Annotated in this window: 24 protein-coding genes; 9 read left to right on the top strand and 15 right to left on the bottom strand. The window is 43.9% G+C overall.

Annotated elements, in window-relative coordinates; translation table 11 throughout:
• Positions 1-449 precede the first annotated feature (449 nt).
• Positions 450-1,049: a hypothetical protein gene (locus tag VME0621_RS14890; RefSeq protein WP_062462230.1), complete on the top strand. Its 600-nt coding sequence runs from the start codon at positions 450-452 to the stop codon at positions 1,047-1,049.
• A gap of 120 nt (positions 1,050-1,169) precedes the next feature.
• Here VME0621_RS14890 and VME0621_RS14895 read toward each other — a convergent pair whose 3' ends face one another.
• Both VME0621_RS14895 and VME0621_RS14900 read right to left on the bottom strand, forming a co-directional pair.
• Positions 1,170-3,341, bottom strand: coding sequence for an immunoglobulin-like domain-containing protein (locus VME0621_RS14895; protein WP_062462229.1), 2,172 nt, complete (start codon positions 3,339-3,341; stop codon positions 1,170-1,172).
• Positions 3,342-3,676: 335 nt separating this feature from the next.
• The gene (locus VME0621_RS14900; RefSeq protein WP_031494763.1) at positions 3,677-4,159 is read right to left on the bottom strand and encodes an Lrp/AsnC family transcriptional regulator; all 483 of its coding nucleotides are present in this window, start codon (positions 4,157-4,159) and stop codon (positions 3,677-3,679) included.
• Between the two features lie 119 nt (positions 4,160-4,278).
• Between VME0621_RS14900 and VME0621_RS14905 the strand changes: the two genes are divergently transcribed.
• Positions 4,279-4,878 (top strand): LysE family translocator, encoded by a 600-nt coding sequence (locus tag VME0621_RS14905; RefSeq protein ID WP_062462227.1) that lies wholly within the window; start codon positions 4,279-4,281, stop codon positions 4,876-4,878.
• Between the two features lie 64 nt (positions 4,879-4,942).
• Here VME0621_RS14905 and VME0621_RS14910 read toward each other — a convergent pair whose 3' ends face one another.
• The 4 genes from VME0621_RS14910 to VME0621_RS14925 all read right to left on the bottom strand — a co-directional run bounded on the left by VME0621_RS14910 (position 4,943) and on the right by VME0621_RS14925 (position 7,668).
• Complete coding sequence (locus tag VME0621_RS14910; RefSeq protein WP_062462224.1) at positions 4,943-5,773, bottom strand: hypothetical protein; 831 nt, start codon at positions 5,771-5,773, stop codon at positions 4,943-4,945.
• Complete coding sequence (locus tag VME0621_RS14915; protein WP_062462221.1) at positions 5,773-6,630, bottom strand: ABC transporter ATP-binding protein; 858 nt, start codon at positions 6,628-6,630, stop codon at positions 5,773-5,775. Before VME0621_RS14915 ends, VME0621_RS14910 begins: the two co-directional genes overlap by 1 nt.
• Positions 6,627-6,998, bottom strand: coding sequence for a GntR family transcriptional regulator (locus VME0621_RS14920; RefSeq protein ID WP_006069497.1), 372 nt, complete (start codon positions 6,996-6,998; stop codon positions 6,627-6,629). The genes VME0621_RS14915 and VME0621_RS14920 overlap by 4 nt, the downstream gene beginning before the upstream one ends.
• Positions 6,999-7,146: 148 nt before the next feature.
• Entirely contained in the window at positions 7,147-7,668 is a 522-nt protein-coding gene (locus VME0621_RS14925; RefSeq protein WP_006069496.1) for an RNA methyltransferase, read from the bottom strand.
• A 325-nt stretch (positions 7,669-7,993) separates the two neighbouring features.
• Between VME0621_RS14925 and VME0621_RS14930 the strand changes: the two genes are divergently transcribed.
• The 3 genes from VME0621_RS14930 (at position 7,994) to VME0621_RS14940 (ending at position 9,781) form a co-directional block, all read left to right on the top strand.
• On the top strand, positions 7,994-8,527 hold the full coding sequence (locus VME0621_RS14930) for a YbhB/YbcL family Raf kinase inhibitor-like protein (protein WP_062462218.1): 534 nt from the start codon (positions 7,994-7,996) through the stop codon (positions 8,525-8,527).
• An 18-nt stretch (positions 8,528-8,545) separates the two neighbouring features.
• Positions 8,546-9,325: a helix-turn-helix transcriptional regulator gene (locus VME0621_RS14935; protein WP_062462214.1), complete on the top strand. Its 780-nt coding sequence runs from the start codon at positions 8,546-8,548 to the stop codon at positions 9,323-9,325.
• Positions 9,326-9,424: 99 nt separating this feature from the next.
• The gene (locus tag VME0621_RS14940; protein WP_006069493.1) at positions 9,425-9,781 is read left to right on the top strand and encodes a DsrE/DsrF/TusD sulfur relay family protein; all 357 of its coding nucleotides are present in this window, start codon (positions 9,425-9,427) and stop codon (positions 9,779-9,781) included.
• Between the two features lie 106 nt (positions 9,782-9,887).
• Here the strand turns inward: VME0621_RS14940 and VME0621_RS14945 are convergent, their stop codons facing one another.
• Both VME0621_RS14945 and VME0621_RS14950 read right to left on the bottom strand, forming a co-directional pair.
• Complete coding sequence (locus tag VME0621_RS14945) at positions 9,888-10,355, bottom strand: hypothetical protein (protein ID WP_006069492.1); 468 nt, start codon at positions 10,353-10,355, stop codon at positions 9,888-9,890.
• 120 nt (positions 10,356-10,475) lie between these two features.
• A complete protein-coding gene (locus VME0621_RS14950; RefSeq protein ID WP_006069491.1) occupies positions 10,476-10,901 on the bottom strand; it encodes a MarR family winged helix-turn-helix transcriptional regulator in 426 nt (141 codons plus the stop codon).
• A 97-nt stretch (positions 10,902-10,998) separates the two neighbouring features.
• Here VME0621_RS14950 and VME0621_RS14955 point away from each other — a divergent pair, with 97 nt between their 5' ends.
• Positions 10,999-11,490, top strand: a complete 492-nt coding sequence (locus VME0621_RS14955; protein WP_062462210.1) for a DUF2798 domain-containing protein — start codon at positions 10,999-11,001, stop codon at positions 11,488-11,490.
• Between the two features lie 35 nt (positions 11,491-11,525).
• Entirely contained in the window at positions 11,526-11,831 is a 306-nt protein-coding gene (locus VME0621_RS14960; protein ID WP_062462207.1) for a DUF3861 domain-containing protein, read from the top strand.
• On the opposite strand, the gene VME0621_RS14965 is transcribed toward VME0621_RS14960, so the two are convergent.
• The 3 genes from VME0621_RS14965 to VME0621_RS14975 are packed head-to-tail and all read right to left on the bottom strand — an operon-like array spanning position 11,828 to position 13,348.
• Complete coding sequence (locus VME0621_RS14965; protein ID WP_062462204.1) at positions 11,828-12,301, bottom strand: hypothetical protein; 474 nt, start codon at positions 12,299-12,301, stop codon at positions 11,828-11,830. The genes VME0621_RS14960 and VME0621_RS14965 overlap by 4 nt on opposite strands.
• The gene (locus tag VME0621_RS14970) at positions 12,298-13,113 is read right to left on the bottom strand and encodes a hypothetical protein (protein WP_062462201.1); all 816 of its coding nucleotides are present in this window, start codon (positions 13,111-13,113) and stop codon (positions 12,298-12,300) included. Before VME0621_RS14970 ends, VME0621_RS14965 begins: the two co-directional genes overlap by 4 nt.
• Positions 13,100-13,348, bottom strand: coding sequence for a hypothetical protein (locus tag VME0621_RS14975; protein ID WP_231892951.1), 249 nt, complete (start codon positions 13,346-13,348; stop codon positions 13,100-13,102). Before VME0621_RS14975 ends, VME0621_RS14970 begins: the two co-directional genes overlap by 14 nt.
• 229 nt (positions 13,349-13,577) lie before the next feature.
• Between VME0621_RS14975 and VME0621_RS14980 the strand changes: the two genes are divergently transcribed.
• Complete coding sequence (locus VME0621_RS14980; RefSeq protein WP_062462198.1) at positions 13,578-13,844, top strand: DUF5062 family protein; 267 nt, start codon at positions 13,578-13,580, stop codon at positions 13,842-13,844.
• A gap of 49 nt (positions 13,845-13,893) precedes the next feature.
• On the opposite strand, the gene VME0621_RS14985 is transcribed toward VME0621_RS14980, so the two are convergent.
• Positions 13,894-15,642: an SgrR family transcriptional regulator gene (locus VME0621_RS14985; RefSeq protein ID WP_062462196.1), complete on the bottom strand. Its 1,749-nt coding sequence runs from the start codon at positions 15,640-15,642 to the stop codon at positions 13,894-13,896.
• 278 nt (positions 15,643-15,920) lie between these two features.
• On the opposite strand from VME0621_RS14985, the gene VME0621_RS14990 reads away from it, so the two are divergent.
• A complete protein-coding gene (locus VME0621_RS14990) occupies positions 15,921-17,312 on the top strand; it encodes a glycoside hydrolase family 1 protein (protein ID WP_062462193.1) in 1,392 nt (463 codons plus the stop codon).
• 50 nt (positions 17,313-17,362) lie between these two features.
• Here the strand turns inward: VME0621_RS14990 and VME0621_RS14995 are convergent, their stop codons facing one another.
• The 3 genes from VME0621_RS14995 to VME0621_RS15005 all read right to left on the bottom strand — a co-directional run bounded on the left by VME0621_RS14995 (position 17,363) and on the right by VME0621_RS15005 (position 22,034).
• A complete protein-coding gene (locus tag VME0621_RS14995; RefSeq protein WP_062462190.1) occupies positions 17,363-19,708 on the bottom strand; it encodes an exo-alpha-sialidase in 2,346 nt (781 codons plus the stop codon).
• A 281-nt stretch (positions 19,709-19,989) separates the two neighbouring features.
• Complete coding sequence (locus tag VME0621_RS15000) at positions 19,990-20,991, bottom strand: LacI family DNA-binding transcriptional regulator (protein ID WP_062462187.1); 1,002 nt, start codon at positions 20,989-20,991, stop codon at positions 19,990-19,992.
• A complete protein-coding gene (locus tag VME0621_RS15005) occupies positions 20,988-22,034 on the bottom strand; it encodes a substrate-binding domain-containing protein (RefSeq protein WP_038221737.1) in 1,047 nt (348 codons plus the stop codon). The genes VME0621_RS15000 and VME0621_RS15005 overlap by 4 nt, the downstream gene beginning before the upstream one ends.
• Between the last annotated feature and the right edge of the window lie 88 nt (positions 22,035-22,122).

The raw sequence follows: 22,122 nt of genomic DNA on the forward strand, positions 1-22,122 counted from the left end.
GAGAATCAAGCAATCCCAATCGATGAATATCGATGTGTGAGGCAGTCTAACTATATGGCTACTAGAATATAAAAGGCATGACAGAATCGGCTGGTATTTATCCCGTCAGGTTCCCTCAGTAATGACAAATTGCTCACAAAGTTCATTGTCCGACGACAATTCTTTGAAATACCCAAACTAATGGTAGGAAAAGTAAGACCCGACCCCATTGATTCTTGTTAAAGCACTGCCAGTACATGTAACCAGAACTTCGCGCCTTCGGCCTTTCACAGCAACATTTCAAGTAACTTTTTCTGACCATACTTCGTTAACGCCCTATAGATTGCTCGTTGTGAAAACCGTTCTATAAAACGCAACGCGATATGAAATTTGTGCCATACTAATTCTCAAACACACTATCGAAGTATGAGCTGTCATTTTCACTACTAGTTATTTACAGGGGTCATACCATGTTTCCATCACCTTTATTATTATCTCGACAGTTATTACAGCAGTCTAAAAACCTAGTTACACCAACTCGACTGTGTAATGCTTTAGCCGTTATCGACAAAACCTCTACCGCTCTCGTGCCGATGACAAACTATAAGCTTAGTATTCCAGTCTGCGTGTTCCCTAGGAATATCTTTGAGCAGTATGTGAAATCCAACAGGACACTCGGAAGAAAAGACGGTGTTTTCTGGGTTACAGACCGCAGTACATTTGATAGCTTTGGCATAGGCCTGTCACACCTAAAAATAGAACGCTTATTGGGTATGGACCCAGGTTACTACCCAAGGGAACAAGACTTAGTTATGGTCGTCATCGATAAAGCCGAAGAGGATGACTTTCGATTACCAAGTGGCAGTGAAGGTGGTGCGAATGATAACTGGCGAGAAGGTGGCTATGCTGGTTGGCCACATGCTGGTATGTCGACTCCAGAGAGGGTTGCTAGTTCGAGAAACAGTACGCTAGCCGAAATTAGCTCCGCTATGATGTTAGTGCAAGGGCAAGAAAATCCACTCGATGTATCATGTTCAATTGATGACGTATTCAGCCGCTTTCAAAAATAGTGCTGTTTAGTCTACGAATCACGTAAAAGAACACATTTCCGAGCAAAGCATACTCTCCTCCAACAAAAAAGCCCCTCTGATACTCAGAGAGGCTTATCTTTGGAACTCAGAAGTTAATTATTAGAGTTTGTCCCAAGCATCTGACCAATGCACTGTTTCACCCGGTGCATACGATGGGTTTGAGCACCAACCTGTATAAGGCCATGGTTTACATTGGTATAAGCCGCCATCAGAGCCAGTGACGATATCCCCTTCGGCATAGGTCGCGTTAGGATCGTAAGCAGGATGTTCTCCCGGAGGAGGTGTTACTGATTCATCCACCACTTTAAATCCATGAGTCACCAACTCCGAGTTACCGTCACCGTCTGTCGCGGTGGCTCTGAATACAAAGTTACCGGCTTCAATAGCTGACAATGTCACGGTTAACGTCGCTTCGCCATTCACCTGCTGGGTTTGCTCGTATATCTTAGCGCTAGAGCTATCTTCGACTGTAACGGCGACAGAAGCAGATTCACTGGTTTTTATGACTGGGTTTAAAGTAACACTACCACCAATCAAAGTGTACTGAGAGCTCAACCCATCGATAGTGAAGTCAAAACCTGGCGCTGGCGTTCCGCAACCATTATCATCCACTTTTCTCCATGCTCCCCACTCTCCGGTAGTGCCTGGCTCATCACCACGAGTCCACCATTCAGCACGCCACGTTGAACCATTATGAGAAACGAGATCCCCTTTAGAGTAGGTAGCGCTAACATCCCATGCGTTAGCACAAGAACTGCCATCAGCGACCGTTACTACACGATTTGCCGTAGTGGTTTGATTAGCACTGTCTGTTACTCGGTAAACTAAGTCGTATTTACCTAGTTTGTTTACATCCACACTGCCTTCTACATGCACTTGAGAGGTTAAGTCACCATCTTCTGCGTCAATGGCTTTTACCCCTTGCATTGGATCAAAGCTGTCGCCCAATTTGATGGTGACGTCGGCGACGCCTTCAAACTCAGGAGCTAAGCTGTACACTTCCACATTACGGCTCTGTTTGGTCTCGTTGCCATCACTGTCTGTCACACTATAAATCAATACATAAGTACCGATGGTGTTAGTGTCGACCGAGCCTTCAACAGAAATGCTATTGGTTAAGTCTCCATCTTCTTTGTCTTTTGCTGTCACACCTGCATAAGGGTCGAACGCATTACCATGACGAACACGAACATCAGATACACCACTAAATACAGGCTTACCTTCACTTGGTGGTGGCGGTGTCTGACCATGTACAAACGCACCGTAGTCGTTAATAAACTGTTCACCGTAAGCCTGACCTGAAGCGTTGGTGCCCATGTCCCAGTTTACTGACCATGTCATCACACCTCTCAGCGCCTGACCTTGAGCCTTTAGTTGGTTAAACGCGTTATAGAGTTCTTGAGGATCTTGGACAAAACCAGTCGCCGCAGCGTCAATATTGGCAGGAATACCAAATACCAATTTATCGTGTGGAATCTTGTGGAAACCTCGTGTTCCGTTAGCAAGAGAATCCGAGATGTAATAAATAAACTCTTGTTTTAAAGCGTCGTTGTTCTGAGCAATCCAACCAACGCCATCCACCCATATACCATCCCCACCTTGGTTATAAAACTGTGGGTTTATCCAATCGTAGTAGCCTTCTAGTCCGTTGATATAAGGAACATATTTGCCACCTTCCGTTAAGTAAGGAAATTCAGGGGCCATCGTAATTAGGAAGTTCTTACCTTGCTGCTGGTAGTGCTCTTTTACAATACGTAGCGCAGCAGGAATGACAGTTTGGTTGTCAGAAGCGGTTACCGCCGACTGTTCTAAGTCAATGTCCAAACCATCAAATCCAAACTTGTCAGTCAGTCGAATGATCTCTTGTGCGAATGCTTGTTCATCACCTGTCTTTAATTCGACATGAGCATCAGCACCACCTAACGCGATCAACACTGCTCGGTTTTGCTGATTAAGCTTCTCAATTTGTGCGATAAATTCCGGTTCAGAAAGGCCAATAGCGGGGTCTAGTTTAAAAGTGGGAATACGGCCTTCGCTGGTGTTAAGCACCTTCATAAATGAAACGTTGACAACGTTGTACATAGGGTCAACATCATCCAACGTAATACAAGGCGAATTACCACCTTTATAGCCAGCGCCATCACACCAGTTATGCCAATAACCAACTACAACACCAGCTTCCGGGTTCACCATCTCATTCGCTGATGCTGCACTCGCAATACTGCCTAAACCTAGAGCCACAGCAAGATAGAGCGTTTTTTGCTTCATCATATTACCTCTTATTTATTCAATTTCATTACCGGATTCACTCAGCATTTAGATACAGCAACGCATTGAGTTCCGTTAGAATTATATGATTGAAGTAAGAAATTAATCACATGATATACAGATACTTTTTGTATAGATTTTCGATATCGTGATCTTAATTCACGATGAAAAATCAATTAGTGAATAATTCTAGACCAAGGTAATAAAATGAGGCATATAGGCGAAAATTGCTTATATTTTTATCAACGAGTAGGAAATTTCCACCAAGTAACCTACTGATAGTTTTCTCTAGAAAATAAGTGGCAATAGTCAACGTTTAAGTATGAAACTGCTTGTGTTCAGCCAATCGGTAAGTGGGAGGTACTCTTTATTTCTTTTATCGACATATTCGACTGTAGCGCCGTGACACCTTTGACACGTCGCAACTCGCTAAGCCTGTCGTAGTATTGCTCAAGGCTTTGGGCAACTATTTGGACAATGTAATCGGCGCTGCCAGCAATGCAGCTGCACATAACCACCCACTCTACCAAACCCACAAACTCTTCAAACGGCTCTGTACTTTCAACATCATGATTACCTAGCGTTACCAATGTAAAGCCTGACACTTGTAGGTTGAGTTTCTGTCGATTGAGAACCGTTGTGTAGTTGTCGATATAACCCGCTTCTTCAAGTCGTTTCCAACGCCTCCAACATGGCGTTTCACTCAAATTCACTCGTTCAGCAAGTTTATTATTACTAATTCGACCTTCACGTTGAATGATCCTCAGTATGGCAATATCTATATCATCCAACTCATATGTAGCGCTTTCTTTCTTATTCATAGTTAATTTGGAAATTTTCTGCTCAATATGGGTTCGATATTAACGTAAATGGCAATTCTATTTCTAGTGGTTTCGATAAGCTAAATAGTGACTGCAACATTACACTATCAGGGGATTTTATGAGTGCACAATTGCTCTTTGCGTTTATCGTTTTTTCATTTTCTATATCGATAGCACCTGGCGCTGGTAATATCGCGCTACTTAGTTTGTCGAGTCGGTATGGCTTTGTTGCTGTCTTACCTTTCATCGCAGGCAGTGCTTTAGGCGTATCGATTATTCTTGTTGGCTCAAGTCTCGGACTGACTAACCTTTTGAACTCCGAACCAATGTTATATACAGCGCTAAAAGTACTAGGGACCTGTTACCTACTTTATCTTGCTTGGTCGATTTCAACGCTCAAACTCAGCGATAGTGAGACGGACAAACAAACTGGCTTTTTCAGTGGTACGCTGGTTCAAATTCTGAACCCCAAGGCTTGGGTTGCGTCTTTAACTCTACTGACGCAGTTTCTGCCTGGTCAAAACAGAGTTCTATCGGATGACGCGGTGATTATGGCTATTTTCATTGCAATTGGAGTGTCGTCTATGTGCATTTGGGCATACTGTGGTTCAGCACTCAATAAGCTACTGACATCGCCTAAATACTTCTTGTGGGTCAACCGTGGCCTTGGAGCAAGCTTAGGAGTTGTTGCCATTGTGATGGCTGGACAATCTATTTAACCTCAATACAAAACAGCCGTCCCTTGTTCAAGCAGGAGACGGCTGTCAGTTAGAGTGATATCGATTAGCTAACGGTTTTACTAAACCTCAAACTCAATGTCCAAGCAGCGAACCCGATAATTGCGTACACACTAACATTCATCCAACCGGCGGCTGGAATCGCACTCAACGGATTTGGTGCCAAGATCGCATGTAATGGCAGATAGAAAATGTCCGAAAAGAACTGGTCGACACCGTAAAATCCAAACATGGCTATCGGCATCCATCGCAGTACATAGATTGCAATAAGCATAATCAATAATGGAGAGTTTACTTTTTGCGATATTGCCATAGCGCTAAGGGCCAATGGGAGCAAGAGTACACCGGCTATCACCATTCTCAAGTAGAAGCCTACCCAACTAAACATAACTGCTAGTAAAGAAGACTGTTTATGTAACAATGCCAATTGATGATCGGTTGAAGTATTGAGCAACCACAACAGAAAATCGGCAAAAAACACCAGTATTGAACACACCAGTGGAATCACTAGCAATCCAAAGGCTAACTTAACTAGGTGCGTTTTCACATCACTGACTGGCATACTACGCCAAAACATAATGCTGCCTTCAGTACGTTCTTTACGCAGTGTTCGTGGAAAATACTGAGTACCCAGCAGTATTGATAAAAGCCCCGCACCACCTGCAATCAGCATGTTGACGTCGTTAGCCATTTCTTTATGGATGTCACTCACGTCACCACTAAAGTTCATGTGAAAGAACATATTGTGCTGCAAGGTCGAACTGCTCATTAAGCTAATAAACAAAAGTAAACCACAAGCAAATAGGAATAACGGAACTCGCGTTACAAGCGGGTTCTCTATCCACTCTTTACGTAGCATTGCCATAATAGAACGCATTACACCGCCTCCTTTTGCAAAGCCAAAAATAAGTCTGCCAATTTCACGCCGTATACCGCCCCTAGCGTTTCTGCCTGTTCTGAAAAGTGTGAGTGCAGCAACCACTTGGTGCTGCCCAGTCCTTTCTGAGAAGAGAGCGGCTTCATAGCTTCAATTTCAGCGCGATATTCATCGCTAGCATCCAGAATGAAGTAATCTTCGCTGATGGCTTCCATTGAGCTTTGTAGCACTGTACGCCCTTGTTTAAGAATCAACACATCGGTAAGTAGATGCTCGATTTCACTCACCTCGTGGCTGGCGATAATTAGTACTCGATCACCATCATGGAACCACTCTAGAAGGTGGCGGTAGAAAGTATCTCGATAAACCAAGTCGAGTCCTAATGTTGGTTCATCTAAAATCAGTATTTGGGTATTGGTCGCAATGACTACCGCTAGGTGCAATTGCACTTTCATACCTTTAGACAAAGCTTTGATTCGAGCACGTGGTTTGATGTCAGTTTGGCGCAGTAGTTCATCCGCTTTACTGCGGTCAAACCCTGTGTGCACCCCTTCGGTGTAATCCAATAACTGCGCCACGGTCATCCACCCAGGAAGCACATTAACATCCGAAATGTACGACAAGCTTTGCATGATCTTGTCACGCTGAGTTATCGGTTCGAATCCGTTGATACGGATGGTTCCGTTGTAATCGTGTGCGCCGAGTAAGGCGTTAATGAGTGTCGATTTACCTGCACCGTTGTGTCCAAGCAAACCTAGTACCTGACCAGCCTGTAACTCAAAACTGATATCGTGCAAGCCTTCACTTTGCTTACTATATTGCTTGGATGCATTTTGCACACTGACTAAAGCGCTCATTGGTCACCTTTAATATGGGGTTTAATTTGCTGGACAAACTCGTCTAATGACATATCCAGACGCTGCAAAGTTACAGCAATTTGAGGGATTTGCTGCTCAAGAAAACGGGCTTTTTCATCAGCCAATAATTTGTTTTTAGCCCCTATCGCCACAAACATGCCTTGGCCACGCTTCTTTTCTACTAGCCCTTCATCTACCAACAACTGATAACCTTTCATTACCGTTAAATGGTTAATCTTCATGTCTGCAGAGACATTACGAACAGACGGTAACGGCTCGCCTTCTTGCCATATACCTTGGAGTATTTGTTGAGTAATTTGATCAGCCAACTGACGGAAAATCGGTTGACGATCATGCCAATGCGTCATTAGCGCCCCTTGACTGAAATGGTGTTATATATATGTATAACACCTAAGCTAACAGATTGGAAGGTAATTGTTTCTCACATAGGATTAGTGAAAACAAAACCCACCTTAGAAAGTGGGCTTTACTCAACTACTTGAGGTTTTAAAGTCGTCACACGGCGACTGTTTTCACCTTTAGACGATTCTTATTATCTCGATTGCTAATAACTTGTTGATGATCGTCGATCGGTCCTAACGACTTGGCCAAACGGTCATACAAGACAACATTGACGGTTGCCGCAAGATTCATGCAGCCATGGGTAGGCACATAAACCACATGGTCGGCTTTATCTACTAGTTCTTGTGGTAATGAGCCATCTTCAGGGCCAAATACATAAACGGCATTGTCTGGATGATTAAATGAAGGAAGCGACGTCGCGCCGACGGCGAACTCGACACAAACAACTGAAACGTTATCTGCGACGTCAGCCGTTAAGTCATTCATCTCAACCAGCTCAATCCGTTCATGGGTGTTTTGCGTGTCCGTTTGAAATCTCACAGCTCGGCTATAACGGGTTCCGTTATAACGAACTTGGGTTGCGTTATAGCACCCTGCTGCTCGCATTACGGCACCGACATTCGTTGGGCTCTTCGGATTGTGTAATCCGATAATGACGGTAGATTCTGTTGTCATTGATAGGGTTCTACTTGGTTTGTCAGATAATAAAAAGCGTACTTTGATGGCACAGGATTATGCCATAGAAACGTTATTCGTGCTGTTTTTGGTGCGCGTCAATATCTAGTCACCGTTCAGAGTTAGGGGTCTACCTACTACAACAATATCTTTCCTATACAACAAAAGTGGCACCCCAATTCATTTAAACCTCTATTGAGGTGTTTGCCTTTATCATTAAGTATCATAAAATTATTAATTACCGTTAACTTTGATACTTTTTGACAGCCTGAAGTGTGAATGAAGGAATACACTTAACTTCGAACTCACACAAAGGGACACCACAATGAAAGTATTTACTCAGTCAGTATTAGCGCTAAGCCTGTTAGCCATGGGATCAGCACACGCCTTTGAATTAAAAAGTAATGATATTCAAGAAGGCCATCCAATGGCTAAAACCTTTGAATATAACAGTTGGGGTTGTGATGGTGGCAACCAGTCACCGCAACTGACATGGAGCGACGTTCCAGAGGGAACAAAGAGCTTTGCAATCACCGCCTATGACCCAGATGCCCCAACCGGCAGTGGTTTCTGGCATTGGATCGCCTTTAATATTCCAGCTTCTGTGACCGAGTTACCGCGAGGTGTGGACATCAAAAAACTAGGGGGGCAAGAGTCTCGAATCGATTATGGTAGTGTTGGATTTGGTGGTGCTTGCCCACCAAAGGCCGATGGTATGCATCGTTACCAATTTACCGTCTGGGCGTTGCCAACAGAGAAGCTCGATCTTAATCAGGACACACCATCTGCGGTTATCGGCTTTACGCTTAATAATATGGCGATAGGCAAAGCAAAACTGACTGCTACTTATACACGCTAACTTATTCAAGGGGGAATGATGAACCATCCATACCAAGTAACGTTATTTCGAGCCGAACAACTTCAACGACTCAGAAATGTGCGGATTCATTCCCCTAGTATTATTCAAATCATTTCTGGCAGTAAGCGACTTTTTTGGAAAGACAATGCCATGGATGTGTCGCACTCTCAATTGCTGCTTTGCGAAGCCTCCGCATCACTCAGCTTTGAAAACCTACCACAGAAAGGACGATTTCTTTCCAGAGTATTCAGTTTCCACTGCTTACCTACACAATCCATGTTAGAGACAAGCAGAAATCGTAGCCAAGAAGACGACCTACCAATCTTAGAAGCGACAAACGCATTACAAGACATACTCAATGCTTTGTTTTCATTTGAACAACACCACATGAGTAACGTAACCCAGACTTTCTGGGTGATGGGGCTTTACCAACAATTAGCGGAATACGGCGCGTTGCATCAGTTGTTCTCTGACTCAGAGACTCGATTTAGTCAAAAACTGAGTCGCTATCTTTCTCATTCCCCAAGCGAAGAACATGCCCTAGAAACCGTCGCACAACATTTCGCTATGAGTCGTGCTACTCTGATTCGTCGCTTAAAACAAGAAGGTACACAGTATCGAGAAGTGCTGGCAGAAGTGCGTTTAAACCATGCTCTGTTTTTAATCCAAAACGGCTCTTATAACGTCGCACTATTAGCCCAATCGTGTGGATATCAATCCGAGGGTCGATTCAGCCAACGCTTCAAAGGAAAATTTGGTTTATCACCTCGAGACTATATTAAGACAGTGGCAGTCTAAGCTTGCGAACAGAACCTATAACGTGATCCCATTAACCCTTTAATTTGTGGGGCAATGTTACCCTTCTTACGGTTATTTTTTGCGAGAGGGTAAATTCAAATGCAGCAGATCCTGATTATCGTCAATGATGCACCTTATGGTTCCGAGAAGCTCTTTAATGCCTTGCGACTCGCCATTCAACTCAATGAGCAAGACAGTCAGAACGTTAAGGTGAATCTATTTTTGCTTTCCGATGCTGTCACTGCAGTCTTACCAAGACAATCCCCGAACGAAGGCTACAACATACAACAAATGCTAGAGATAGTGATTGCCCAAGATAGTGAGGTCAAATTCTGCGGCTCTTGTATTCAGGCGCGCGGATTATCAGGACTTGATGTTATTGAAGGCTGTGAACTCGCCACAATGGATGATTTGGCAAATTGGGTATTAATGGCGGACAAAACAGTCAGTTTTTAACGAGGTAATCATTCGATTCTGAGCGATAGCTCTACCTAGCTATGCATTGAGAAGGCGCGGCCACCTTCTCAATGCATATATATAACTAAACTCTAAATGCCAGCAATTATTCGGCGTCTTGTTGCGGATTCTGTTCAGCGTTTATCTTCGCGTACGTGTGCAGCAGCTCAGTGAGTATTTTGACCCAGCCAAACGCATCTTGTGGCGGATCAATCAGCAGTTTTTCGACCTGTTCACAGTGCACCTCTAGGGTAATTGCTTGCTCTAAATTGAATGAGATGGCATAGAAATGCCACAAAACAAGTCGTGTCATTCGCTCACTGTTCTGTTTTGCATTTTCAGAATCATCAAATGCCTGTTGAATCTCGCTCAGAGCAATTGCCGTCATTCGCAACGTTGCGTCAAGACGAGCCGACATCATGCGCTCTTCGCTGTCCACTTCTTCTTGTTCAAAGGTAAACAGCTCACTCATAACATCTTCTGGCACCATTCGGCTAATCATTCGAAGGCTGAATTCTTCCAGTTCATGACGAGGCATGGTCACAAGACAGTTAAAGGTGTAATCACGAAGCATAGTAAGTCGCTCTGGTTAACGATCAAATTGAACCGCGCATTCTAATCAGATTGCAGCAATTTTCCAATTTTTCCTATATTGCGGACCGTTTAGGTAACCCACACTATCAGGACTGCTACGCTAGTTTGTTAGGTTATCCGTCATCGCATCCGCAACGGCAGCAAACTTGGCCAAGTCTTGCTTATCAATACCCGCCGTCATTTGAAGCAACATCGCTTTATCAATCTCAGCCACTTTACTCATGATGGTTTCACCTGCGGGCGTCAATATCAGGAAGTGGCTTCGCTTGTCTTCAGGGTTTGGAGCTTTCTCCAACAACCCTTCTGAAATCAAAGTATTAATAAGCCTTGTAACCTGCGCTTTATCTCTGCTTAGCAGGTTTGCAATATCAATTGATGTACAAGGTGCTCGCTTAGTAATGATCTTCATTACTCTGATATGCATCGGTGCTACATCGCAATCAAGGCTTTCAATTTGTTCACTCATTTGACGCTTCAGCGTATGGACGAGGCGGAAAATCGATTCAAGTGAGGTGTTTTCAGACATAGTGATCCTTAAAAATATAGTTGACATTATCAACCATTATATTTATAGTTGACATTATCAACTTAATTCTACGCAATTTCAAGACCGGAGAACCTAAATGACGACACAAACAATGACTGCTTCCCCTGTCACCAATGACGCAAGCACCCCTATCCTATATAAGGTGCTTGTCATTGTCAGTTTGATGACAATGATTGGAGGAACTCTAACAGGTGTGATGACTTACATGAATGTCGGCTTAAGTGAAACCTTTTACAGCGATTGGTTATCTTCATTTGCCCTAGCCGCTATCGTAATGATGCCTTTCGGGATGGTGATGATGACTTTACTTACTAAGCTCGCCAATCGACTGCTACCGTCAATAAGCGCGACATTTCGTAACCTCATCATTGGGATAAGTATGGCGGTCGTAATGGAATCGCTATTGGCTTTCGTTACCGCAGCCAACAACATTGGATTTGCTGATATGACAGTATTCACCAATGAATGGTTCAAGGGCTTTATTGCCGCACTACCTGTTGGCCTAACGATCATGGTCGTTATGTCAATGACAGTGAAACCTAAAATCGAAACCTTCTTAAAAAGCTAGACTTTAGAAAATAATCCCCCCTACAGGAGCGCACTATGAATTCACTCAATAGTAAACACAACACTTATCGAATCACTATCGAAGAAACTAATACTAAAGCGGAACGCGAGCTCCAAACCATGACGTTTGAAATCGAGGATAGAGAAGATATGTTTGCCATCGTCGAAAAAATGAAGCAGTCGAGTGGACTGGATGAGCAAGCAGCTACTCGTCTTGGAGTCAGTATTCGTCTATTGGGACCCTTGATGATGCAAGATCGTAAGCACCCACTGTTCGCAGATTTTATGCCGCACTTCAAAACGTTCATGCAGAACCTAAAGAAACGAATCAAACAGAGCTAGTATAAACGACAAGCTTCGGTATCGATTGGCCCATAAACAGAGAGAGGAAGTGGCAACTGTATCTTAGTCGAAAACATTCTTAGTACGTTCGTCACTGCCGTCATTGCGTACAAAAGCGGACTAAATAAATAGTCGACTTTATTGCCATTGATTAGAAAGACAACCTCATCACTCCCCATATATTGGGACAGCTGATACTTATCACTAGCATCCTTGCCGAGGATGCTGACCAACACATCCTTTGGACAGGAAGAGCTTTGAAGTACGTAAACAAAGCTCGCTTGATTGGTATTTAAGGGGACTTTGAGTTTAACTTCCCAGCCGTTTTCCTGCGTCACTTCAAGTAGTTGCTGTTCCAGTAAAACATTCTTTGGCGTAGACACTTCCACGGCGTAACGTTGTATTTTTAATGAGAGGCTGACGGTCGCTAGCACGACAAACAATAAACCTGTAAACAATACTGTTTTCATACGTCGCCCTTAATATTGAAAAACGACAATATCAGAGGCGAAGCGGAGACCAAGATTAAAAAAGTGTTGTAGACGGTAGCACCCACGCCTTCATGAACAACTACATAAGTCTGATAATCAATCGACATCAAGCCAATACGAACGATATTGGTAACAATCAAAACGGCTAGAATACATACAAACCACAAAACGTTCATTTTGCGATACCCTAGTAAATAGTAAATAGACATCCAACCCAGAATCACCAACGACAAGTTACAGAATACTGAACAACCCACCCCAATCGAGAGGTTATGGGCTTCACTAAGTAGTAAGTGGTTTTTATAGACTGATAACTCGGGGAAAAAAGGAGATAATGTCACACCAATTAGCCAAGTCTCGGCGTTTAATATAAAACCACTGGTTATTTTGAACAGGCTATCACGCCACAAAAAGTTCAACGCCAACATCATCAGTAACATGACCTCACCATTGAAACTTCCCGTTTGTTTTCTGTAGGCTAGCGCCGCAAACAATATGCCTACCCATGAAAACAATGAACTGGGAACTAGAACACAGATGACCAAAATAGCATTAGGCACAAAGAGAGAGTGAGGCGTCGTTTTTTCAGAAGTGTGAACAACAACAATTGAAAAGAGCGCTAACAGAATGATTGGAGTTAATGGAAACGGACCCGCGTCTGCTGACCAAGCAATGAAGTTGTTGGTTAGCCCATTGGCAACCGACAACATCGAAAGAATAAGAAACGAAGTGCCATTTAAGGCACCTCGCCACCACTTTAAGTTTGTGGTTTTTTGGTTAATGATTGTCAAAGCCTTGATTCCGTCTTCTCAATATCAAACCTACCCCACCAGCGACAACAAGCATCCCTGCACCCAACCAACCGGAGGCAAAATCGCCAATGGGTGCTGCCGAAGAGCTGTTACAATGAGGGTTTCCGACTGCTTTACCGTTACCGCAAACTGCATCGGGTAAAGCAAAGCTATAAGTCGAAAAGGCTAAAGCTAGAAAAGCTACGAACGAACGTAGTGCTATCTTCATCTTCATCTTCATCTCCTTGATAATAAATAGTCATTCCTGATTTGACTCTCACATTGAGACAAATTCGCAATATGGCTAAATAAATGAACTCCTTATCAACAAAACCGTCTCACTAGAAGATAACTGCAATATTCAAACCACCTTATCAAAAACAGGGATATCGCTCCGTTTCTAAGGCATACTCTTGTATGAGTGCTATATACTAGATCCATAACACTGGCTTTCAGGAAGACTTATGACAAAAACAATCAAGATTCAAAATGAAGAGAAATTGTTCAAAAAAGCGTTGGAGGTCGGCTGTAAGATGGCGGCAATGCAAGGTTACCCGGTTCAAGACCTATCAGCGACACCAGCAACGAAAGCAAAAGCTCTCTATCACTTTCTCGTAGAAGTAAAACAAATCGTCCCTCTCCCGGAAGACAAAGAAGATGGACCTCACATCAAAAAACGACTCGCTATTTGGCTCCACAGTGCCTTACCCGACAATGACCCTCTGAAATAACGAATACGTCATGGAGCACTCCCTTTTTATAAGCTCCATGACATCTTCTCTATTGCTCTAACTCATCTTCTATCCAAACATTTCTAAAATCTGGCCACGACCAATCCGTAATGGATACTCCCTGCAACACCCCTTTCCAACGCAGTGTCTGTCTGTGGTGATACAGCGGCGTGAGCCAATTCTGATAATGCATCGTTGTGGCAATAGACTCTAGCTTCGCTAAATACTGAGTTACTTGACTACTTTCACGAAGGCTGATCATTTCTGCCCTTAGCCACGCAGATGCATCGTCCGATAAACCTTGGTGTAAGATAGAATCTGACATCAACCATCGATACACAGAAATCGGCAAGTTGTCATCTACATTAAAACTGGCAATCACTAAAGGTTCACTGAGCTGACGGTGTTGCGACAACTTATGCATTTCTTCTAACGAGTAGACATTGATGGTGCAGTCTATACCCATTTGATTCAAAGTATGTTTCATCACCTGAGCACAATCTTTTATTACCAGATGGTCGTAGACTGCTATATCCAGACAACTTGGAAGCGATGCCGGCTCTGGTTGACAAGGTTTAATCTGTGTCCAACTAGGTAGAAAGTTGTGAGCTGGAATCGACGCCATTAACAGTTCTGACAATTGATCATGCTGTAATATCGTTTCAGGTGAGATCACACTCGCCAACCAACGCCGCTGTGCGAGGGTTAACTGTTGCTGACTGGCTGTATTGAACAACATATACAGGCAACCATTTTCGATTCTGGTCTGGGTACTTTCCTGAACATCACTGCGGTTTTCTATTAAATAGTCAGGCCGATCTAGAAGATTAGGCTGATCATAGTGACCTAACTGAATGCGTTCGCTTGGTGTATTGGCTAATTGCCAAATCGTCACAGTGTCGGTCAAAGAACGCAGACCAAAATAAAAGTCGTTCGCTTGTAACCTTAAACGCTCGTCCGATTGCTCAACGACTTGGAAAGCTCCAGAGCCGTCTATGGTTGCTACTATGGGGTAACTGATTTGCTTAGGAGGTTGAATAGAATAGCGCAAGTCAGAGAGCAATGCTGCAAAGCCTAGATCTGGACTACTAAGTTCAAACGTCACACTTTGCTTTGTAAAGGAGATAGCCACCACATGCGACAGTTCTACGCGGTATTCTGGAAGCCCGCGCAACTGCTCAAACAGCTCTTTGATGAGTGCGGCGGTGATAACCTCACCGGAATGAAACTTAAGTTGCGGGCGAATATAAAAGCGCCAAATGGTAGCATCTTCATTGCTGGTCCACGCGTGAGAGAGCTGAGGGGTTAACTGCCCTTCTTTGTCACACCCTGTCAAACAAGCATAAACCTGCCTTACTAAGAATCGCTCGCTGTTTCTCAATGGAGTGTGAGGCAACAGCTCATCGAATACGCGTTGATACGTTAGTTGAATATGCAGCTGATCTTCACGAACGATCGCGCCTGAAGTTTGGCGCAGTAAAGCGGCAAACTGCTGTTGGTCATCTTCGAGGAACGTCATCGCATTTTCATAGTATCCAGCTTCAATCTGCACTCGAGCTAATACTTGGCGAATTTCGGCACGTTCAAAAGCAAGGTGTATTACCGAGCGCTGATTTCGCCCAACTTTGGGCTGCCAAGTAAGCCATTGTCGCTGTTGAAGCTCTTGCAACAAGGTGCGGCTGTGACGAGTCGTAGTACAAAGTTTTTCTGCCACCTCAGACAGAGAAATAAACACATCACATTTGGTTCCTAGAGGCAGTAAACGTTCATAATAATGCAGTGCGCGTTGGTCTTTCATTTCATCCCTCAATTATAGAAGCGTGCTGATTTCGAAGCACAATCAGGAAAATTACGATACATTTTCTTCCTCATTTAAATCCCGCCACCTCTATTGAGCACTAAAATTCGCTAATAAACACATATTGAGGAAGATTATACAAAAACATTCACTCTTTTTTCATTCCTCATATTAATCAATACTAAGTCTATAGTAGTTTTACTTACAGATTGTTGCTTGCAGCAAGCTCATTAGCGACAAATCCAAATCAATAAAGCAAATAAGCTTAGAGGTTTCATATGACTCAATTTCCGGATAACTTTCTGTGGGGTGGTGCAATTGCTGCCAACCAAGTTGAAGGTTCTTATAACCTTGATGGCAAAGGACTCTCGACCTCAGACATGCTGCCTTCAGGCATTTTGAGTCCTCATCAAACTCGCGATGAACGTACTCCTGGTATCAAAGATCTTGCTATTGACTTCTACAACCGTTATCCAGAAGACATTGCGCTTTTTGATGAGATAGGCTTTAACTGCTTGAGACTTTCTATCGCTTGGACTCGCATTTTTCCAAATGGTGACGACACACAGCCAAACGAAGCGGGACTCGCTTATTACGACCGTCTATTTGATGAGTTAGCGAAGTACAACATGACACCATTCGTGACCTTGTCTCACTACGAGATGCCTTATGCTCTAGTAGAAAACTACGGCGGCTGGGGTAATCGAAAACTGATTGAGATGTTTGAACGTTACGTTACAACGGTGTTTGAACGTTACAAAGACAAAGTGAAACTGTGGCTGACATTCAACGAAATCAACATGTCATTGCACGCACCTTTTACGGGTGTAGGTTTGCAAGAAGATGCTACAGAACAAGAAATCTATCAGGCTATCCATCATCAGCTGGTCGCCAATGCCAAGGCGGTAAAACTGTGCCAAAAGATCGTTCCAAATGGCAAGATCGGTAACATGCTGTTAGGCGCGTTAAACTACCCGTACACGTGCAATCCTGATGACGTGATCGCTGCGATGCACGAAAATAACAAATGGCTCTTCTTCGGAGATGTACAAACTCGTGGTCAATACCCAGGCTACATGTTGCGTTACTTCCGTGAAAACCAAATTGAACTCGATATTCACGATGGAGATCTAGAGACCATCGCACAAGCGTCAGTCGACTTCATTTCGTTTAGCTATTACGCCAGCGGCTGTGCAAGTGCCGATCCAAAGCAAAAAGAAGTAGGTAACATCGTTGACAGTGTACCGAACCCATATTTGGAGAAAAGCCAGTGGGGTTGGTTGATCGATCCGAAAGGACTGCGCATTTTGCTTAACTTCTTGCACGACCGATACCAAAAGCCGTTGTTTATTGTCGAAAACGGGTTAGGAGCAAGAGACGAAATTGACGCGAATGGCAACATTGAAGATGACTACCGCATCAAATACCTAAATGACCATTTAGTACAAGCGAGAGAAGCGATTGAAGATGGTGTTGAACTAATGGGATTCACTAGTTGGGGTCCTATCGATCTTGTAGCGAACTCCACCGCAGAAATGAGTAAGCGTTACGGTTTCATTTATGTCGACCGTCATGATGACGGCAACGGCACTCTAGAACGTAAGCGTAAAAAAAGCTTCCATTGGTATCAAGAAGTGATTAAAACCCAAGGTAAATCACTAAGCGAATAACCCAAATGAAAAAAGCCAGACAACAGGTCTGGCTTTTGTTTACGCGCTTTTTAAGGCAGCGCCAACGCCTTTTGTTTTAGCAAAGTGACAGGCACTCGCAGTATACGCATATTGGAACTATTGGTTTCGACAATCACAATTGCTGTTTCAGCATCAAGTTGATAAATATCTGAATAAGCCGATGCTCCTTCGACCAATTGAATTGGCCCTTTCCAGCTGTTGCCCTCGTCAAAACTAAACCATAAACCTAAGTCTTGACGATTGCTCGCTCCAGACGGACTACCTTGAGGATTAGTGAACAGCAGATATCGACTACCATCCGCTTCTTCGAAGCGAGTAATTGAAGCATCGACGGTTCCAGAGCTTATACCTGGGAAAACATCGGCATTGTTACCGCTGAGCATCGCCCATGTTTTACCGCCATCTTCACTCAAGAACTGTTGACGCGGACCGTAATTAACACCACTTACGGTCTTGTTAAAATCAAGGCGTGCAGTCAAGAGCAAATGACCATTATCTAGTTCAACGAGATCCGATTCACTCGGCTCAAGCGTTTCCAAACTGCTCGCACTCTTCCAACGATAGGGAAGTGGTAAGCTTGCCCCTGTTTGCCAGTTTTGACCACCGTCGTCACTGTACACAGACATGACGTTTAAGAAGTATCGGTCTAGTGTAATAGCGGGATATATTAGGCGTCCATTATGACTACCAGCAATCGCTTGCTGTCGTTCAAGCTGGATCCCGTGACCGGGCCCAGGGTTCACACTGGCGTGTCCGTAAAAGCTCATGGTATTGCCAGACTTCTGTTTGCTCCAACCTAATTGTTCTAGGTCAGTCGTGGTACTCGCTGGATTTTGTTGAGCTAAATAAGCCGCATCTAGGCTAACCAAAGTCACGCCTGATTGTTCAAGAGCGATATCCTGTAGATGAATTCGGCCATCAACACTGCTATCTGCGTTACCAAACTCTACAAGACTGCTACTCGACGTTTCACCTGACCAACTAGCCAGAGTATTGCCATCGACCAATAGAGACGCTTGATTACTCAGGGCTGAATAGGCAATTTGGTATTGATGAAAACCATACACATCACCACTACTTAGCGCGACAATAACAGGCGAAGACTCACCATTTAATTGCGCGGTAAGCTGTCCTGACGGATCTACAGCAAATGTCACCACAAAAGTACGAGCTCCATCTGCCGCCTGTATTCGGTTAGCAGCACCGTCAAAGATTCGTAGTGTAGCATTCAACTGCCAGTCCTGATTACTGTTTAGAGTAGCTGATTTACTGTAGAGCTCTGAACCTCCCCAACCTGCAATTTGATAGCTGTGCTCTTTAACTTGATGAGTCACATCCACCGGAGCCAGCCAATTTGAAGTAGCAATATCGTAGGTACTGTAGAAGACCCCACTTGGCATCCATGACTTGATCTTATCGCCATTCTGCGCGGCGTCAGTCGGCCAACGGACATAAGAAACAATAACACTGTCAGACGCTGAATCGTAAATAGGACGAGGATCAGAGAAATCATAGTCGTCGTTAGCGTTGATCTGCTCGGTTAAGTTCAATTCAGTATTCCATGTCACCCCTGAGTCGGTAGAGACGCGAGTAATAATATCATTGGTGTTGGCTGTTGAACCTGGGTCCCCTCCCCCCACTCGTTTCTCTGCAAAGGCTGTCACCACACCAGGTGTTTCTGTGCTCGCAACCAGAGATGGTATGCGATCGGGGCCGTTGAAAATCACATCGCCTTGCACTTCGAACTCTATATTCTTGTATGCTGAGACACCATCGGTATAGGTTGAGCCATTACCCCACACCAACATATTTTGTGACGTTGGTGAAGGAGATATCTGATCGAGAATTAGCTGTCCATCGAAGTAAAAGCTCGCATTAGGGTTATCCCCCGGGTGAAAGACCAATTCGTACTTATGGTAGTCCGTTGCCGCCGCGCCTGTCGCCAGTACAGTAGTACCACTTCGACCTTCAAACTCCACCACCAGCTCACCAGCACTGTTTATGGATAATATTGGCAACACACGCTGACTGCCATCGGCGTAATAGTTGGTGATCATGCCGCCACTAACCACGCGCATTTCAGTCGATAACCTCCAGCCGTAGTTCGTTGCTTGACTCTTTAACGCGTCAGATAACACCGTTTTCCACTGTGCTCGTCCGCCTTCACCTTGTGCGACCCATGCTGTTACCCCATCTACTGTTGATAGCGCACCACTACCACTTTGGCTATGATCTGCAATCCAGCCTTGTTCACTTGGCTGATCTTTGACGGGGTCAGTTGTTGCCATGTAATCAAACAGCTCTGCGTTTGCCAGCGGAGCGGTACCTATTGCCATAACGAGCCAAACTGCTTGTCGGTTTTTCCTAAAAACCATATTTGTTCCCTTCTGTCTAAATCCAAACTAACTCATGGTGTTACTTTGCGACAACGACTCGACAACGCTCTGAATCACAACAAAGTAGGCCTGAATAAAAAACTGAGTGACGCAAAATGGTCACTAGCATGTCATACAGCCTAGTTTACTTTTGCATTAATAAAAATTTACTTCATCGATCAAGATCGCAAAAAAATATATTTTCATTTAATAACTAAAAGGACAATAGCAACGTTTAGAAGGTAACGAAAATGCGCCCAGATCCACTAAGGGCGCACCAATTAGCTGTGTGCTTGAGTGCTGTCTCGAATGATAACTTGCACAGGGGGGATGTCGTAATTTGGTTTATTGCCACTGATAAGATCGAGTAGATATCTGACACCGATCTCACCCATTTCTGCAAATGGTTGGCGTACTGTAGTTATACGAGGAATGTAGTATTCATCAATAGGAAGGTCATCAAAACCAATTACCGAAACATCTTCAGGGACTCGTAAACCGTACTGATGCAATGCTTGAATTACGCCAAACGCACTATGATCATTAGCTGCAAATATTGCAGTGGGCTTGGCACCGCCCTTTAATGCAGTCGTAAGGTTTTGGAAAGCATTTCTTGATTCAAAGTGACCGTCGATAACCATACCGGGTTCTGCCACTAACCCTGCATTTTTCAGCGAGCGCAAATAACCAGCAATACGGTTCTCAGAATCAATATTGCCACTTGGTCCCGTCAAATGCATGATTTTCTTATGACCTAGCTGAACCAAATGGTTAGTGGCAAGATATCCCCCCATTTCATTATCAACGTTTATGAGAGGCAAAATTCCTTTACCTCTACGACACATCAATAATGTCGGGATCTTCCCTGTTAGTGCTGCGATATCTTCTTCTGCCAAATCACCACCGACAACGATAATGCCATCCACTTGCCGTGAAACCAGATCTTGAAGCTCGTGACGTTCACGGCTTTGTTCCCAGTTCGTGGTTTCGATAATAATATCGTAACTGTGGTTACGCATTCTACGATCCATGCCATATAGGATACGGCTTACATAAGGGGTATCAAATGAAGGTGCAACAACACCGATCTTCATGTTTCGCTTTGTCTTAGGCTGGGCTTTACGACCTTTAGGTTTAAAACCAAGGTCAAAGATAGCCTTTTCGATGGTGTCGACTTTGTCTTTAGCGATGAAGGTCGTTCGATTTAAATAACGTGAGACGGTGCTTGGCGAAACGCCAGCTTTTCTTGCAACGTCGTATATGGTGGCTTTTTTCTCTTTCATATGGCCGATTTCACCGCATTCCTTTGTGTACTATTTCGGACAATTACCTCCACAGGAGGGACTTGGTAGTTTGGCTTAATTCCACTAATCAAATCAAGAGCATAACGTATCGCAATAGATCCCATGATTTCGAGTGGCTGTTTAACCGTGGTGAGTTGTGGAATTAGGTAGCTGGAAAATGGCAGATCATCAAAACCTATGAGTGAAATGTCATCCGGAACAGAATAGCCTTTTTGATGTAATGCCTGAATTGCTCCATAAGCGCTTTCATCATTAGACGCGAAGATAGCCGTAAATTCAATCCCTTGCTCTATTGTCTCTTTAACCACTTCAAGCGACTGCTCTGACTTAAATTCACCTTCAACAATCAACTCATCCAGCACCTCGATTCCCGCTTTTTCCAAACTGCGTTTATACCCGACTACCCGCTCGTCAGAATCGTTATTACCGATGGCTCCGCGAAGATGAAGGATTCTGGTATGACCTAACTGAATCAAATGATTGGTCGCTAAGTACCCACCAAGCTCATTATCGACTAAGACTTGAGGAATACCGGTAATGCTATCTGTAGGAGCTAGATAGACCGGACTTCCCAGTAGTAACACCGGCGTTTTGCCAAGGATCGTTTTTACTTCAGCATCATTGAGGTAGCTACCAATTAACACAATAGCATCGGCATTTCGCTGCTTAAACTGTTTGAGGATTTCAGTTTCGCGGGCTTTATTCCAATGGCTCGTTTCAACAATGATCTGGTATGAGTGGTTGAGCACAGTACTGTCCATACCCTTTAATATTCTTGCGATATGTGGACTATCAAATGATGCAGCGACAACCCCAATCGACATACTGCGCTTGGTAATAGGTTGCGATTTTCGAGGTTTACTCTTGAACCCAGACTCAAACATCGCTTCTTCGATAGCACGCACTTTATCTTTAGCAATGAAGCTGGTTCGATTTAAGTAACGAGAAACAGTACTTGGAGAGACACCCGCTCGTTTTGCTACCTCGGTTAAGGTAACTTTGCTTTCCTTTTCTTTTTTCATGGTTCTACCAACATCAGCGCCCATAAAAAAAGCGCCTAAACATAGACGCTTTATAACTTACTCGAAACGGCAGGGTCAAACCGAGAGC

The organism is Vibrio mediterranei, assembly GCF_900088415.1.
Classification (GTDB): Bacteria; Pseudomonadota; Gammaproteobacteria; order Enterobacterales; family Vibrionaceae; genus Vibrio; species Vibrio mediterranei.